Here is a 14338-nt window from a genome sequence, read left to right on the forward strand (position 1 = left end):
TTGGAGTGCTTATTTAAATGAAATAAAATCTGAACGTTTAATTGTTTCTGAAATCTTAGAGGGCATCACTCAAAAAAGTAAAAACGGCACTTTTATCAATAAATATAAAAATGATCTATTAGCCATCACTGAGCCTACTAGAAAAGATATTTTAGCTACAGCAAGGAAATGTTTATGGTATTTAAAAGATGAATATTTTAGCGATAAAATAGAACTTCAAAACTTTATAAAATCTGCATTAAAAGATGCTCACTATAAATATTCTACGCATTTAACAAGTGAAACAGATTTAAGTAGCTTAGAAGTGTTAGAAAAAAAACCTACCTATGCTCAAGATAAAAATCTGGTAGATGCTCGAATTATTATGCGAGATAATTTTGATGCAATTTTAGAAAAACACAATGATGTTGTAATTTTTGGTGAAGATGCTGGTTATATTGGTGATGTAAATCAAGGGTTAGAAGGCTTGCAAGACAAATATGGAACGATAAGAATTTCTGATACCGGAATTCGTGAAGCCACTATTATTGGTCAGGGAATTGGCTTAGCCATGCGTGGTTTGAGACCAATTGCAGAAGTACAATATTTAGATTATTTATTGTACGCACTCCAAATTATGAGTGATGATTTGGCAACCTTGCGTTATAGAACATTTGGAAAACAAAAAGCACCACTAATTATTAGAACTCGTGGCCATAGACTGGAAGGAATTTGGCATGCAGGTTCGCCAATGGGCGGAATTATTAACAACCTAAGAGGTATTCATGTTTTAGTGCCTAGAAATATGACCAAAGCTGCTGGATTCTACAACACACTTTTAGATGGTGATGACCCAGCATTAGTAATAGAATGTCTAAATGGCTATCGACTAAAAGAAGAACTACCAACCAATTTGGGTGATTTTAAAACACCAATTGGAGTTGTAGAAACCGTGAAAGAAGGAAAAGACATTACTATTGTTTCTTATGGATCTACATTACGTTTGGTAGAAGATGCAGCAAAAGATTTAGCACAAGTTGGAATTGATATTGAAATTATAGATGCACAATCTTTATTGCCTTTTGATTTGTCTCATGATTGTGTAAAAAGTTTAGAAAAAACCAATAAATTATTAGTGGTTGATGAAGATGTTCCTGGAGGTGCTTCTGCTTATATTTTACAAGAAATTTTAGAAAAGCAAAATGGATATCAATATTTAGACAGCAAACCTTCTACTTTGACATCTAAAGCTCATAGACCTGCTTATGGTACTGATGGCGATTATTTCTCGAAACCTTCTACTGAAGATATTTTTGAAAAAGTGTACGAAATTATGCATGAGTTTAATCCAACAAAATTTAAGAGTTTGTATTAAACTTTTTTTGAAATAAACCATAAACCCTAATCAAAATTTGATTGGGGTTTTTATTTGCATTCGATTTTACCAAATTTAATTTCACTTAAATTATACTCATAATTCATAGAGATAATAATTTGATAACGATCTTTTTTCCAGTAATGATAAAAAGATTTTTTTCTATATACAATTGATAAAAATCGCGATCAACAAATATTTGAAAATTGACAGAAAATGACTGAACTAAGTTTTTACTATTTGTAACAATCACAACAATATTAAAGTAAAATTATGATAATATCAACCTTTATTTAAAGTAAGGTGATACAAGCTTTTATTCAAAATATTACTTTCAACTTCGCATTCACAAAGCTGGTTTATTCGTCCAAAAGCTTTTCAGAGGTTAAATTATTGGGGATTAAATTTATAAAATCAACAGGTACATTATCCGTTAACCACACACCATTTTCTGAGTGATAAAACGCGTAGCCTTCATTATGCATTTGCAACGCATTTATAGAAAGAATTATTGGTTTTCCTCTTCTAGAACCTACTTTTATTGCTGTTTCCTGATCTGGACTTAAATGTACATGTTGTCTATTCATTTTCTGCAAACCCTCTAATTTTATTGATGGAATAAATTTTTCTATAGTACCATGAAATAAAACCTTAGGTGGCACTTGTGTTTTTAGTTCTAAATTAATCGTCTTTAATGAATGCCCTTGATTTGCTCTAATCTTAGTTTTATCATCATTAAAACTAAATCTTTTTTTATCATTGGTCATTACAATTTCTTCTAATTCCTTTAAAGTGAATTTTAATTTGGATTTCTCTAAAATATCTATCACCCAAGCCCATCCATTTTTATCTAATTGTAACCCTATTTTTTCAGGTTGATGTCTTAATATCAAGCTCAAAAACTTACTGATTTGTTTTTTATCTTTTTCTTTCATTTTACTTTCTAATCAAAATCGTAAACAAAAACATCTATATTATTATCCAAAAGCGTTTTATTGATAATTGACTCAATTTCTTCCCATTTTCCTCCTGCTAAACCACAACCAATTCTTGGCATATGTATACTCGCATTAATTTCTTTCGCTTTAATTACCACTTTTTCTAAACAAGATTGCACAGCTTCATACCTTATTGGTGTGATGTTATTTCTTCTTTTTATTCCTTCTTGTCCAATCATATTTACCACAAAAACATCATCTTCAACTTGTACAATTTGAATAGCCCCCAAAGCAAAATCATTATTAGATCTATTCTTATACCAATCTTTGTAAAACTTTTCTGGCTCTCTCCATTTTTTTGAAATTGCTAAAACAAAACCTTTTCCCCAGCGTCCAATATCATTACAAATATGAACGATTATTTTATTCCCTCTTGTAGCTGGAGTTGTTGCATCTCCATTTAAATATGTAATCTTTTTCATTAAGTCCGTTTTATAATTTATTTAAATCACTTTATATTGTGTAACAAAATCATCTTCGATATCTTTATAACTATTGGTACAAAAAATATGATTAATAGTCTCCTTTAATTCCTTTAAACCATAATTAAATTGAGCGTGTGTAACATATAAAAAAACAGTATTTGCCCCTTGTTTTTTTAATTCGTGAGCTAATTGTGTAAACGTTCTTCCTCCATCTGCTAAATCATCAATAATTAAACAGTCTTTTTGCTTTACGTTTCCTTGAACCTTGATTTTAGGAGTTCCGTTAATTCTTACTTTATTAGATGGAATAATATCTGCATTCAGTTTTGTTGCAAAAGTATGTGTTGTTTTATATGCGCCTGCATCTGGACTAACCAAAATAGGATTTCCAATAGTATCAAAGGTTTTTTTCACATAATCAAAACAACTCATTTCTATGGAATTATCGATTAAAGCTAAAGATACTGAACTATGGGGGTGCAAAATTTCAACTTTATCAAAATTCATCATATTTATAAATTTTGAAATTATTTTTAAGTCGAAAGATTCATTTGGGTAAAACCTTCTGTCTGAACGTTGACCAATTAAACAATACAAAGTTAAAACTGCAATATTATTTTTATTTGTTACATCAGCATCCCAAGCTTCTTTGACTGAAGCTGCTTTGAATAAATCTTCATAGGTACTGCCTCTAAGTTTTACGTGTAAATTCCCTTTTCCTATAATTTTAGCAGCAATTTGATTGTCTTTAAATTTCTTTAGTTCATATTGCATATCATCTTAATTTTGTTGTTATTCAATCCTATATCATTTTCTATATTTAATTGAATCTGAGCTCTAATTTGTTTTAAATCCGTTTGATTAAAAAACATTCCATTTTCATAGATTATCTTTAATTCTCCCTGACTTTCTTGAGTTTCTGAGACCTGATCTTTTAACACATATTCGTTATTAACTATAGAAACCTTTAACAAACCTTTTGCAGATTTTTTAATGCCATCATCTGTAATTGGATCTTTAAAAATTTCTCTTCTTTGACCATTTACAACAACAGATGTAGCTTTCATTGCAAAGCCAAATGTATCTCTGGTGTTAAACTGATAGGTAAAAGAACCAATCCCTAAAACTACATTTGTAGATGCAAAACCTTTAATATACAATCGTTTGCAAATTTCTTCTGCTCTTTCTGTTGTAATGCTATCTCCATAAATTGCACCTACTTTTGGGTTTAAAATTTTAAAACCTTGTGTATTAATTGTTCCGCCAAAAACATCCCAAAGCAACTCAACTACACCTTTCTCTTTAGGTGTATTGCCTCCCAAATCGTTATTTTCTCCACAAATAATATCAACAGGATCTCCACTATCTGGACGAATGACTAATTTACCATCTCTTGCTAAGATAGTATTTTGTAATTTAGGTAAATATTCTGTGAGTACTTTCCATAAATCCCAAGTATCACTTACTACAGATAAAATACCAGTTGGATAAGTTTCCATAAGTTTTTTGAATGTACCAATTTCATCATCTTTAGTACCTGCACACATTACAGAATGTTCGGTTGCATTTACAGAGCCTACTACAAAGTCTTTAGCATTATAATATTTTCTTAAACTGCTGATTATAGGTAAAGTATCTGACCCTAAAAAAACACTAGCATGCCCCATTCCAGATGATAATACACTTTGCAAACCACCCATACCTCTCATAGAAAAATCATGACCTTGAAAATCTATAAAACCCAAATTTTCTTTATCTGTTTTTAGGGTCCATTTTTTAAAAATACGCTTATATAAGATTGCAATTGTTGCAGATGTCATAGGTTGCCATAACATTGTAGATAAAATAGTTTCTAAAAAATTAGTTATCCAGTAAAAATCTTTATGTGTATTTACGATAGTAAGCATAGGTATTTGAGCTGGAACCTCTACCCCTTCTTGTAAAGATTTTACTCTTATTGGCAAGTACTGTAAATCGTGTAAACTTTCATAATGCGAAACATCATAAGCTGTATTTAAGTACAAAGAAAGTTCTTGCTTTATTTCATTACAAACAGCTTTTTTATCTTTTGAAAAAAAATTCTCTTGAAAATAATTGTGCAACCATGTTATAACATATTGTTGCCCAAAAGAAACTACTTTATCACATCCTTTTGGAGCATATTTGTTGCTCCTTGGTGTCCAATTAGAATAAACCTCTTCAGTTCCTTTTGGATATTGTTGATGATGTCCTGTTTTGTAACCGTCAGTTAAAAATAATGCGTTCATAATATTTTATTTTGCGTAATTATGACACAAATATATATTGAAAATACAATTTAACAAAAATTTATTTGCGTTATTTTTACACAAAATATTTAATTAACTAAATTTCAGTAATTTAAATTTCAAAAATAATACCTTCTTTTTTGAGTTGGAAGTATCTTTTGGTATTGAATTGGAATAAATTGGCAGGTCTTCCAGAACCTTTAGACACTTTTTCTTCCAATTCATCGAGTACATTTAAGCCAATTATTTTTTTTCTGAAGTTTCGCCTGTCTACTTTTCTCCCTAAAAGGGTACTGTATAATTTCTCTAAATCAGAAAATGGAAACTTCTGATCTAACAACTCAAATCCAATAGGTTCATAAGTGATTTTACCTTGTAGCCTTTTAATTGCCATTTCTAAAATCGACTTATGATCAAAAGAAAGTTCTGGTAAATCATCAATAGCAAACCATTGGGCAGCTTCTGCGTCTGTAGATGCAAACAACCTAAAAGTATCTGGCCTTACCAAACCAAAATAAGCAATAGATACTATTCTACCTCTAGGATCTCTTTCAGGATTTCCAAAGGTATACAATTGTTCTAAATAATTAATTTTTACGCCAGTTTCTTCAAACAACTCTCTTTCTACTGCTTCTTCTAAAGATTCATCATCAAGAATAAAACCTCCAGGAATTGCCCATTTATTTTTAAATGGCTCGTATTTTCTTTTGATTAATAAAACCGTAATTTTACCTTCTTCATAACCAAATACTACTGCATCTACTGTTAATTTTATGGACTGCGTCATACCTATGTGTTTCTTTTACACAAAAATATAAAATCCCTTTTTCATTTTTGTTAACATTCTAAAATTTAAAATCGCTACTAATTATCGTAATTTAGTGTAATGATAAATTTTAGAACCATGCCACGAATGATTAACTTATACACTCCGATTATTTTTAGTTTTCTATTACTTTTCTGTACTAAACCAGATCAACAGACTACTAATAAAACCATACAAAAACCTTTAAAAACTTTTGAAAAACATCCTGATTTTAATAAATATTGGTATTCAGGTAAAGCAGAAATAACATCCTATAAAACATCGCAAGTGCGTTATGGAGAAATTCATGAAGGTAAAGCTGTACATATCTTTGTAACTGAAGATTTTTTACCACAAAAACAAGTGAAAGCCGATTATAAAAATGATAAAAATATTCCTGTTTTAAAATTGAATAGTACTAAAAAATATACTACAGGCATTTATCCTTATTCGTTGATGACAAGCACCCTCTCTCCTATTGATATCAATAAAGAAGCGATTAAAATTTCTTTTTCTGCACAAGAATGGTGTGGAAATACCTTTGTGCAATTGAATAATAGAGATAATTATGAGGTGCAATTTTATTCTTATTTTGAAAGTAATGCTGATCGAAAAATCAACCTAAAAAAAACTATTTTAGAAAATGAATTGTGGAATCAATTAAGAATATCACCAGAAAATTTACCAATAGGCAAACTAGAGATTATTCCGTCTTTTGAGTATTTAGGTTTGAATCATAAAAAATTCCAAGCGTATGAAGCAACAGCTAGTGTGAATGAGAAAGATGGTTTTATGATTTATGAAATAAATTACCCAACTTTACAGAGAACACTTAAAATTAGGGCTACAAAAACCTTTCCTAACTCAATTGCTTCTTGGGAAGAAACCATTGTTAGCCATGGAAAAACGTTGACCACAACAGCCAAAAAAATTAAAACGATACAATCGGCTTATTGGAATAAAAATGGTGTTACTGATGTTGATGAACGTAAAGAATTGGGATTAGATTAAAAAACACTAAATAGATGCTATAAATAAATTTCAATCCATTTATTATCAATACTTTTGCAGCCATTTTTAAAACAAGACATGAAACGAATAAAACAATATAAAAAGCTTTTTAATATAGAAGGTGCTATTGATTTGAAAGAACTAAAGAAAACCTATAGAAATTTGGTAAAAGAATGGCATCCAGATAAATTTCAAGACGAAGAAAAAAAAGCAGAAGCAGAAGAAGTAAGTACAGAAATTATAGATGGTTATCATTTTTTAGTAAGTATTGCTCCTGAAACGAAAGCAGCGAATTTAGAAGCCTACAAAACCACTATTACTGAATTTCAGGTATCAGACTGGCATCATAAAAGTATGTTGCTAGAAGTTACGTTTACAGATGGAAATACATATGAATATTTTGGCGTAAACAAAATTTTATTTGGAAAATTTATCAATGCAAAATCTATGAATAATTTTGGTAAACGAAATATCTTTAACAAATTCCTATATCGAAAATCAATGAAAGCTTCTGTGATGGCTTAAATAAATTACATTGCAGATTTTGATATTCATAAAAAAAGGTTAACTAAAAGCTGATACTGACTTTTAGTTAACCTCTTTTTTTAGACTGAATTGTTTGCTTTATTGCATAGGTACATCAATCACTAATAATTTACTATTTTTTGATGCTTTAACAGTTACTTTTTGGGTTTCTGAAATTCCCACTGCATCTCTATGTTCTAAAGTTTCATCTGCCACATCAACCTCTCCTTGAATTAAGAAAAAATAGGCTCCATTTTTTAATTCATATTCAGTTGTAAACCCTTCGTCTAAATCTATCATAGAAATATAACCTTGTTGATGTATTGGTAAAGAACCCTCTATTTGTTTATCTCTTGGAGAAACTAAGGTTTGAAATTTATTTTTTCTACCAAGTTCATCAAACTTTTTTTGATCATAATAAGGTTCAACTTCTTGCTTTTCTGGAATTATCCAAAGTTGTAAAAAATTACTTTCTTTCGTTTTACTGTCATTAAATTCTGAATGCGTAATACCAGTTCCTGCACTCATTACTTGCACCTCGCCTACTTCAATTGCACGTTTATTATTCATGCTATCTTTGTGAGATAATGGTCCTGTAATTGGTATCGAAATGATTTCCATATTTCTATGCGGATGCGTACCAAACCCCATATTAGGCTGAACAACATCGTCATTTAAAACCCTTAACATACCGAAATTCATTCTTTCTGGATTTTGATAACTAGCAAAACTAAAAGTGTGATAAGATCTTAACCACCCATGATTTGCGAATCCTCTAGAGCCTGCTTTGTGAATTATTTTTTTCATAATAAACATGTTTATTTCCTTGAAGCTGCTTCAAGGTTTTGTTAATATAAATACCCCATTTTTCCTTGTTGATAATCGCGCATTGCTTCTAAAATTTCAGTTTGCGTATTCATCACATAAGGTCCATATTGGGTTATTTTTTCGTTAATCGGTTCTCCTGATAAAATTAGTAAAGTACTTTTAGCTTTAGCTTCAAATTTTACGGTATTGCCATCTTGATTAAACGTTACCATTTGGTTTGCTGCTTTCTTTAAAATTGAAGTATCATTCACTAAAATTTCACCATCTAATAGATAAATTAATGATTGATGATGTTCTGGAATCTCAATTTCAATTTGTCCATTTTCAGCTGCATTTGCAGTAAATACATTGACCACTGTTTGTGTTTTAATATTACCATAAACACCTTTTTGATTTCCAGCAACAACATTTATTTGTACTTTTTTATCATCAGAAAATAATTTTGGTATTTGTTCATCCTCTAAATGTTGATAATTTGGTGTCATCATTTTATCCTTAGCAGGCAAATTTAACCACAATTGAATGCCTTCTAAATCACCTCCTCTTTTAACAAATTCTTTTGTTGGCGCTTCTGCATGAATAATTCCACGTCCTGCAGTCGTCCATTGCACACCTCCGCCTTTTACAACCATTTCGTTCCCTAAAGAATCTCTGTGAAATTGTTCGCCTTTAAACAAAAGGGTAATAGGTTCAAAACCTCTGTGTGGATGTGGTCCTAAATCAAAAGGATTGTTGAATTCGGAAATTGCATAAGGTCCATAATGATGAAGCAACAAAAATGGGTCTACATTTTCAATACCTTGAGTTGGCAAAGGCTGACGTAAACGAATTGGCCCCATATTTACTAAAGGACTTGGTACTATATTTTGAATTGTTTTATATGTTTTCATTTTTAGTTTTTATATTGATTCAACTCTTTTTTTACGTAAGAAAATCAATTAATCTTATTTTTTAAATTTTAGGTCACTAAAATAAAAACGCTTGGTACTTTTTGTCTTTTATATGTTGGTTTCATAAATTAAACTCATTTATAATATTTTCCAAGGAAAATATTTTTGTAAATTTTTTTATCGGATTTTATCTAATAAATCACTGAGTAATATTGCCTCTTCCTCAGTTAATTTTTCTAAGAATGATAAGTTTTTGTTGTCATCTATTGTTTTTAATAGTACTAACCCCTCATTTTTAATTTTTACATATACCACTCTCCTATCATGTTCACAACGTTCTCTTTCTATTAAAGATTTATCACATAATTTGTCCATTAAACGAGTGGCATTTGGTGCTCTTTCTATCATTCTATCTTTAACTACTTGCACCTTAATTTTATCTTTTGCACCTCGTAAAATTCTTAAAATATTGTATTGTTGAGGTGAGATACCATAAGGTTTAAAAAACTCATTTTCTTTGCTGCTTAACCAATTCGATGTATATTTTATGTTGATTAATGCCTTAAGCTTATTCGTTTTAAAAGTAGATTTTATGTCTTTAGAAATATCACCCATGTTCTGTGTTTAATGTTTGGTGTTTGGTTTTTGGTGTTTGGTGTTTGGTGTTTGGTGTTTTAAACTAAAATTTCAATTATTATTATCTGTACTTTAACAGATTTGAATTTTCAACTATTTATTTTCAAAACTCTCTTCTTATAGTTGCCAACTTCATTGTCAATTCTTCAAACTTTAAGCTTGAAACCATTATCACGCTCTTAACTTTAAATCTTGCATTATTTTATTAAATTTTTCTGTAGTTGGCGTTAAATACACTTTATCATCTACAAATAAAGTGGGATATTTTGCAACGCCTCCATATAACTTTTTGCTGTGCTCTCTGGCCTCCACGTCTTTTGAGATATCTTTATAAACATAAGGTTCATCTGTAGAATTTAAGAAATTTTTAAATGCAACTGTATAGGCATGGCCTTGCTTGCCGTATAAAATTATCTTCATATTACGAATTTACAAACTCTTCAAACTTGTTAACTTTTTGTATTAAAGCATCTAACAATTCTTTATTTACAACTTTACCTTCTTTAAAATTATCATAGAAATTAGGGAAAGAAAAACTAACCAATTCTTTAGCTCCCATTCTAGAAAAACGAGCAATACCAGATTCTAAAACAAATCTACCTCCTAAACCTCCAGGTGATGCTGCCATTAATAATAAAGGCTTATCTCTAAAAACATTTGCATTAACTCTAGAACTCCAATCGTAAATGTTTTTAAAAGCTGCAGCATAAGAACTATTGTGCTCTGCTAACGATAAAATAAAACCATCATACTCATCAAATAATGCTGAAAAACGTTTTGCATCATCTGGTAAACCGCGCTCTTTTTCTTCATCTTCACTATAGATAGGTAAAGAAAAGTCTCTTAAATCAATGACATTAAAATCAGTTTCCTTTAAGTTTTCTGCTGCAAAAGTTGCCAACTGCTTATTAATTGAAGTGGAACTTGTACTACCTGCAAATGCTAATATTTTTTTCATTATTTTGTTTTTATAGGCTAATTACTATACGATTTCTGCTATTTTTTTATTAGCGGCCTCAATTTTTGGCTCACTACCAAACATTAATTGGTCTAATTTAACAAATTCTACATTCGTAATTCCTAAAAAACCTAAAAAGTGTTTGATATAATTGCCAGCAAAATCTGCTTCACTTCCAATTTCTGTACCTCCACTAGACATTACAATGTATGCTTTTTTATTTTCTAATAAACCAATTGGTCCAGCTTCTCCATATTTAAAAGTTAAGCCTGCTCTTGCAATTAAATCGAAATATGCTTTTAATGATGCTGGTACAGAAAAATTATAAATTGGCGCTCCAATTACTAAAACATCTGCCTCAAATAATTCATCTACCAATTCATCAGATAATTGTAAAGCTTTTTTTTGAGCTTCTGTTCTTTCTCCTTGTGGAAACAATGCTCCTAAAATAGATTCATCAATGAATGGTATATTTGAATAAGTTGTATGTCTTTTTACAACTGTAGATCCTTCATTTTCTTTTAACAAATGTGCTACAACTTTATCTGCAAAATTTGTTGATGTTGAACCTGACTTGTTACTGCTTGAGTTGATATTTAAAATTTTCATTTTTAATTATTTAATACTGAATTAGTTAATTTTTAAATAGTCTATTGTTTTCATCTAAAATAAAAAGTAAAATAAAACCTTTAATACAGCGATTTTAACTTTTGCTTTATCGTCTTTAATAAATTAAGTAAAAAATGCATTAATTAATCTCATACTTGTATTGAAGCGTAATATCTAATGTTAGTTATTTTTTATGATATTATAATTTCATTACAAAGTTAGTAAATAAATTTTTATTTACCAAGGAAAATATATCCAAGGAAACATTTAAAAGAGGGTTTTATTTAACCACTATTAGATTGCAACAGAAAATTACAGGATAAATCATACATTTTTCACCTATTTAATGAGTTTAACGAAACTGTTTTAGGGGCTAAAACCAAAAAAATCCAAGTTTTAGAAAATGTCTAAACCTTGGATTTTTATAGAGAGAATTAAATCTCACCCTAAATTTAAATAGTTATGCAATTATTTCTTTAATGCTTTATCTCTATTCATTTCTACGATATCAACAAAATTAGTTTCTTCACCTAATAAGTGTTTGCTAAAATAATCTGCCTTTCTCCAAAACCAATATTCTCTGTCTTTAAAGCCATGTCTACTTCCAGGAAATAGCATAAAATCGAACCTCTTATTGGCATTTATAAATGCATTTACCATTCTAATAGTAGCTGACGGATGCACATTGTTATCAACATCACCAGTTGCCAACAAAATTTTACCCTTTAAATTATTTGCCAACGTTTGGTTTTTATCAATCATATATTTGTACTTAATTTTTCCGTCAGCATCCACTTCTTCTTTAATTCCATGATGTGTTTCACTCCACCATGAATTGTAAACAGTATTATCATGATTCCCTGCAGATGAAACCGCCACTTTAAAGAAATCTGGATAAACCAACATTGCTGCTGTAGACATAAATCCACCACCAGAATGACCAAAAATTCCTACTTTTTCAATATCGATAAAATCATATTTATCTGCCAATTGTTCAGCTACATATTTTTTATCTGCCAAACCATAATCTCGCAAATTTCCATATCCATAAGTATGATACCATTTAGAACGTGCAGGATGACCACCTCTGTTACCTAACGTAATTACCACAAAACCAACTTGTGCCAAACGATCTGTTCTATCCATATATTGAGAAAAAGATTTGTTTACAGCCTCTGTTTGAGGTCCAGGATATACATATTCAATTAATGGATATTTTTTTATAGAATCAAAATCATAAGGTTTATAAATTACTCCGTAAATATCTGTAATTCCGTCTGCCGCTTTTGCCTTAAAAGGTTCTGGAAATTGATATCCAGCAGCAAATAATTGAGATAAATCTGCTTCTTCTAAAGACATTACCAATTTTCCATTAGCATCTCTTAGTTCAGATTTAGGTATGGTATTAACTCTAGAAAAATTACTCACGAAATATTGATTAGAATCTGATAAACTAATACTTGTATTATAATCTCCAGGGTTTAACGATTTTAAGCCAGATCCGTTTAAGTTGATTTTATACAGATGTGCATAATAAGGATCTTGATTTTTGGCAATTCCGTTTGCAGTAAAAAAGACTTCTCTTGTTTTTTCGTTTATCCCTTCAAAACGATCTATGTGAAAAGGACCATTGGTAACTTGTCTTTTTAAATTTCCATCTGAATCATACAAATAATAATGTCCCCAACCATCTCTCTCTGACCAAAACAAAATTTCTTGTTCGTTATTAAACAATCGTATTGATTTTCCTCTATTTTCAATGTAAACGTTAGCATGTTCTTCGATTATTGTTTTAACCTCTCCAGTTGCCATATCTGCAACATGAATGTCTAATCTTTTACGATCTCTGCTAACCGTACTAAAATAAATTTTACCTTTTTTAGATAATAATTTCGTAGGGTGATGTTCATCATTTCTGTCAGATTTATTTCTTGGATAACTGTAAACACTTATTGATTGTTGAATTGTAGAATCTAATTCAATTTCTTTTTTAGATTTTGATGGGATATCGAAAACCAACATCTCATTCTTATAAAAATCTTGCTCACCAGCCATATGATATTTATAAGTCTCTAATTGAGGACGACCTTTTTTGGTGGAATGAATAACCCACAAATCTTCTATATGCCTTGCATCAGATCTGGTAAACACAAACTTTTTAGAATCGTGAGACCAATACCCGTAAATACTTTGTCTGTCTTTTTCTGCTTTCTTTTTTTCCTTATCTGTTTTTCCATAAGTTCTTCCTCCATAACTATAATCTCGCTCACCATCTTTTGTCCATTGATTTTCTACAATGGTTGTATCTTTTTCGTCTTTTACAGCTTTCAAAAAATTAGCCTTATCCATCCAATACAAATTGTAATTCTTTGAATACAAAACAATTGAACTATCTGGAGCTATATTTGCCCATTTTTTCCAAGGTTCTTTTTTCTTTTTTTCTGTATCTAAAATGGTAAGCCCATTCCCACCTAATCTATATTCTAAATGGTAGATTTTTTTCTCCATTTTAGGTTTGGTTTTCTTCTTCTTTTTGGTTGAAGTCGAATCTTTTTTTGCATCACCTTTATCCTCTTCTTTTACCTCTACTTCTTCATTAGATGTTACATAAAAACGAATTGCTTTTTCATCTTTTGTAAACGTAAAATTAAAACGAGGCAAATGCTTTGCTTCATAAGGGTCTTTGGTAATTTCCGATAACCATTTGGCCATTTTTACATTGTCAAATAATGGCTTTTTTGTTTTTTTATCAGCATCAACAATATAATATTTAGCACCTTCTGTAGCCGTTTTATATTGGTACCAAAATCGATTTCCTTTTTGCAACCAATTTGGACTTACAGAGGTAGAATGTACCATTTTTGCAATTTTGGTTGGTGAAAATCTTGCTGCTTGCCTGTAATTTGGTTCTGGAGTTTCTTGTGCTTTTATTGATAATAATGACAATAAAAACAAGAAAGTAAGTGATGTGTTTTTCATTGTAAAAGTTTGAATTAATCTTTAAAGTTACATGAAAAGACAAGCTCTTACAA

The 14338-nt window shown here is 30.0% G+C and carries 15 protein-coding genes; 3 read left to right on the forward strand and 12 right to left on the reverse strand.

The genetic code is table 11. The features are described from left to right. On the forward strand, window positions 1-1354 hold a 1354-nt coding region (locus ACTG3V_RS10065; RefSeq protein ID WP_439132038.1), incomplete at its 5' end, for an alpha-ketoacid dehydrogenase subunit beta. 359 nt (window positions 1355-1713) lie between these two features. On the opposite strand, the gene ACTG3V_RS10070 is transcribed toward ACTG3V_RS10065, so the two are convergent. From ACTG3V_RS10070 to ACTG3V_RS10090, 5 genes are all read right to left on the reverse strand, one after another. Continuing rightward, window positions 1714-2289: an RNA 2'-phosphotransferase gene (locus tag ACTG3V_RS10070; RefSeq protein ID WP_439132039.1), complete on the reverse strand. Its 576-nt coding sequence runs from the start codon at window positions 2287-2289 to the stop codon at window positions 1714-1716. An 8-nt stretch (window positions 2290-2297) separates the two neighbouring features. Further along, on the reverse strand, window positions 2298-2774 hold the full coding sequence (locus tag ACTG3V_RS10075; RefSeq protein ID WP_439132040.1) for a macro domain-containing protein: 477 nt from the start codon (window positions 2772-2774) through the stop codon (window positions 2298-2300). 21 nt (window positions 2775-2795) lie between these two features. Then, window positions 2796-3551: a phosphoribosyltransferase family protein gene (locus ACTG3V_RS10080; protein WP_439132041.1), complete on the reverse strand. Its 756-nt coding sequence runs from the start codon at window positions 3549-3551 to the stop codon at window positions 2796-2798. Beyond that, a complete protein-coding gene (locus ACTG3V_RS10085; protein ID WP_439132042.1) occupies window positions 3536-5044 on the reverse strand; it encodes a nicotinate phosphoribosyltransferase in 1509 nt (502 codons plus the stop codon). The genes ACTG3V_RS10080 and ACTG3V_RS10085 overlap by 16 nt, the downstream gene beginning before the upstream one ends. Window positions 5045-5156: 112 nt before the next feature. Next, window positions 5157-5831, reverse strand: a complete 675-nt coding sequence (locus tag ACTG3V_RS10090; RefSeq protein ID WP_439132043.1) for an NUDIX hydrolase — start codon at window positions 5829-5831, stop codon at window positions 5157-5159. Window positions 5832-5957: 126 nt separating this feature from the next. Here ACTG3V_RS10090 and ACTG3V_RS10095 point away from each other — a divergent pair, with 126 nt between their 5' ends. Together ACTG3V_RS10095 and ACTG3V_RS10100 are read left to right on the forward strand one after the other, a co-directional pair. After that, on the forward strand, window positions 5958-6860 hold the full coding sequence (locus ACTG3V_RS10095) for a septum formation inhibitor Maf (protein WP_439132044.1): 903 nt from the start codon (window positions 5958-5960) through the stop codon (window positions 6858-6860). A gap of 78 nt (window positions 6861-6938) precedes the next feature. Continuing rightward, a complete protein-coding gene (locus tag ACTG3V_RS10100) occupies window positions 6939-7385 on the forward strand; it encodes a KTSC domain-containing protein (RefSeq protein WP_439132045.1) in 447 nt (148 codons plus the stop codon). Between the two features lie 99 nt (window positions 7386-7484). On the opposite strand, the gene ACTG3V_RS10105 is transcribed toward ACTG3V_RS10100, so the two are convergent. The 7 genes from ACTG3V_RS10105 to ACTG3V_RS10135 all read right to left on the reverse strand — a co-directional run bounded on the left by ACTG3V_RS10105 (window position 7485) and on the right by ACTG3V_RS10135 (window position 14285). Further along, a complete protein-coding gene (locus ACTG3V_RS10105; protein WP_439132046.1) occupies window positions 7485-8192 on the reverse strand; it encodes a pirin family protein in 708 nt (235 codons plus the stop codon). A gap of 41 nt (window positions 8193-8233) precedes the next feature. Next, window positions 8234-9103 (reverse strand): pirin family protein, encoded by an 870-nt coding sequence (locus ACTG3V_RS10110; protein WP_439132047.1) that lies wholly within the window; start codon window positions 9101-9103, stop codon window positions 8234-8236. A gap of 177 nt (window positions 9104-9280) precedes the next feature. Further along, a complete protein-coding gene (locus ACTG3V_RS10115; RefSeq protein ID WP_439132048.1) occupies window positions 9281-9718 on the reverse strand; it encodes a MarR family winged helix-turn-helix transcriptional regulator in 438 nt (145 codons plus the stop codon). A 192-nt stretch (window positions 9719-9910) separates the two neighbouring features. Continuing rightward, window positions 9911-10159, reverse strand: coding sequence for a glutaredoxin family protein (locus ACTG3V_RS10120; RefSeq protein WP_439132049.1), 249 nt, complete (start codon window positions 10157-10159; stop codon window positions 9911-9913). Window position 10160: 1 nt separating this feature from the next. Beyond that, a complete protein-coding gene (locus ACTG3V_RS10125) occupies window positions 10161-10697 on the reverse strand; it encodes an NADPH-dependent FMN reductase (RefSeq protein ID WP_439132050.1) in 537 nt (178 codons plus the stop codon). A gap of 24 nt (window positions 10698-10721) precedes the next feature. Further along, on the reverse strand, window positions 10722-11306 hold the full coding sequence (locus tag ACTG3V_RS10130) for an FMN-dependent NADH-azoreductase (RefSeq protein WP_439132051.1): 585 nt from the start codon (window positions 11304-11306) through the stop codon (window positions 10722-10724). Window positions 11307-11774: 468 nt separating this feature from the next. After that, entirely contained in the window at window positions 11775-14285 is a 2511-nt protein-coding gene (locus ACTG3V_RS10135; RefSeq protein WP_439132052.1) for a DPP IV N-terminal domain-containing protein, read from the reverse strand. Window positions 14286-14338 lie beyond the last annotated feature (53 nt).

Origin of the sequence: Polaribacter sp. (assembly GCF_965660385.1) — a bacterium.
Taxonomy (GTDB): Bacteria; Bacteroidota; Bacteroidia; order Flavobacteriales; family Flavobacteriaceae; genus Polaribacter.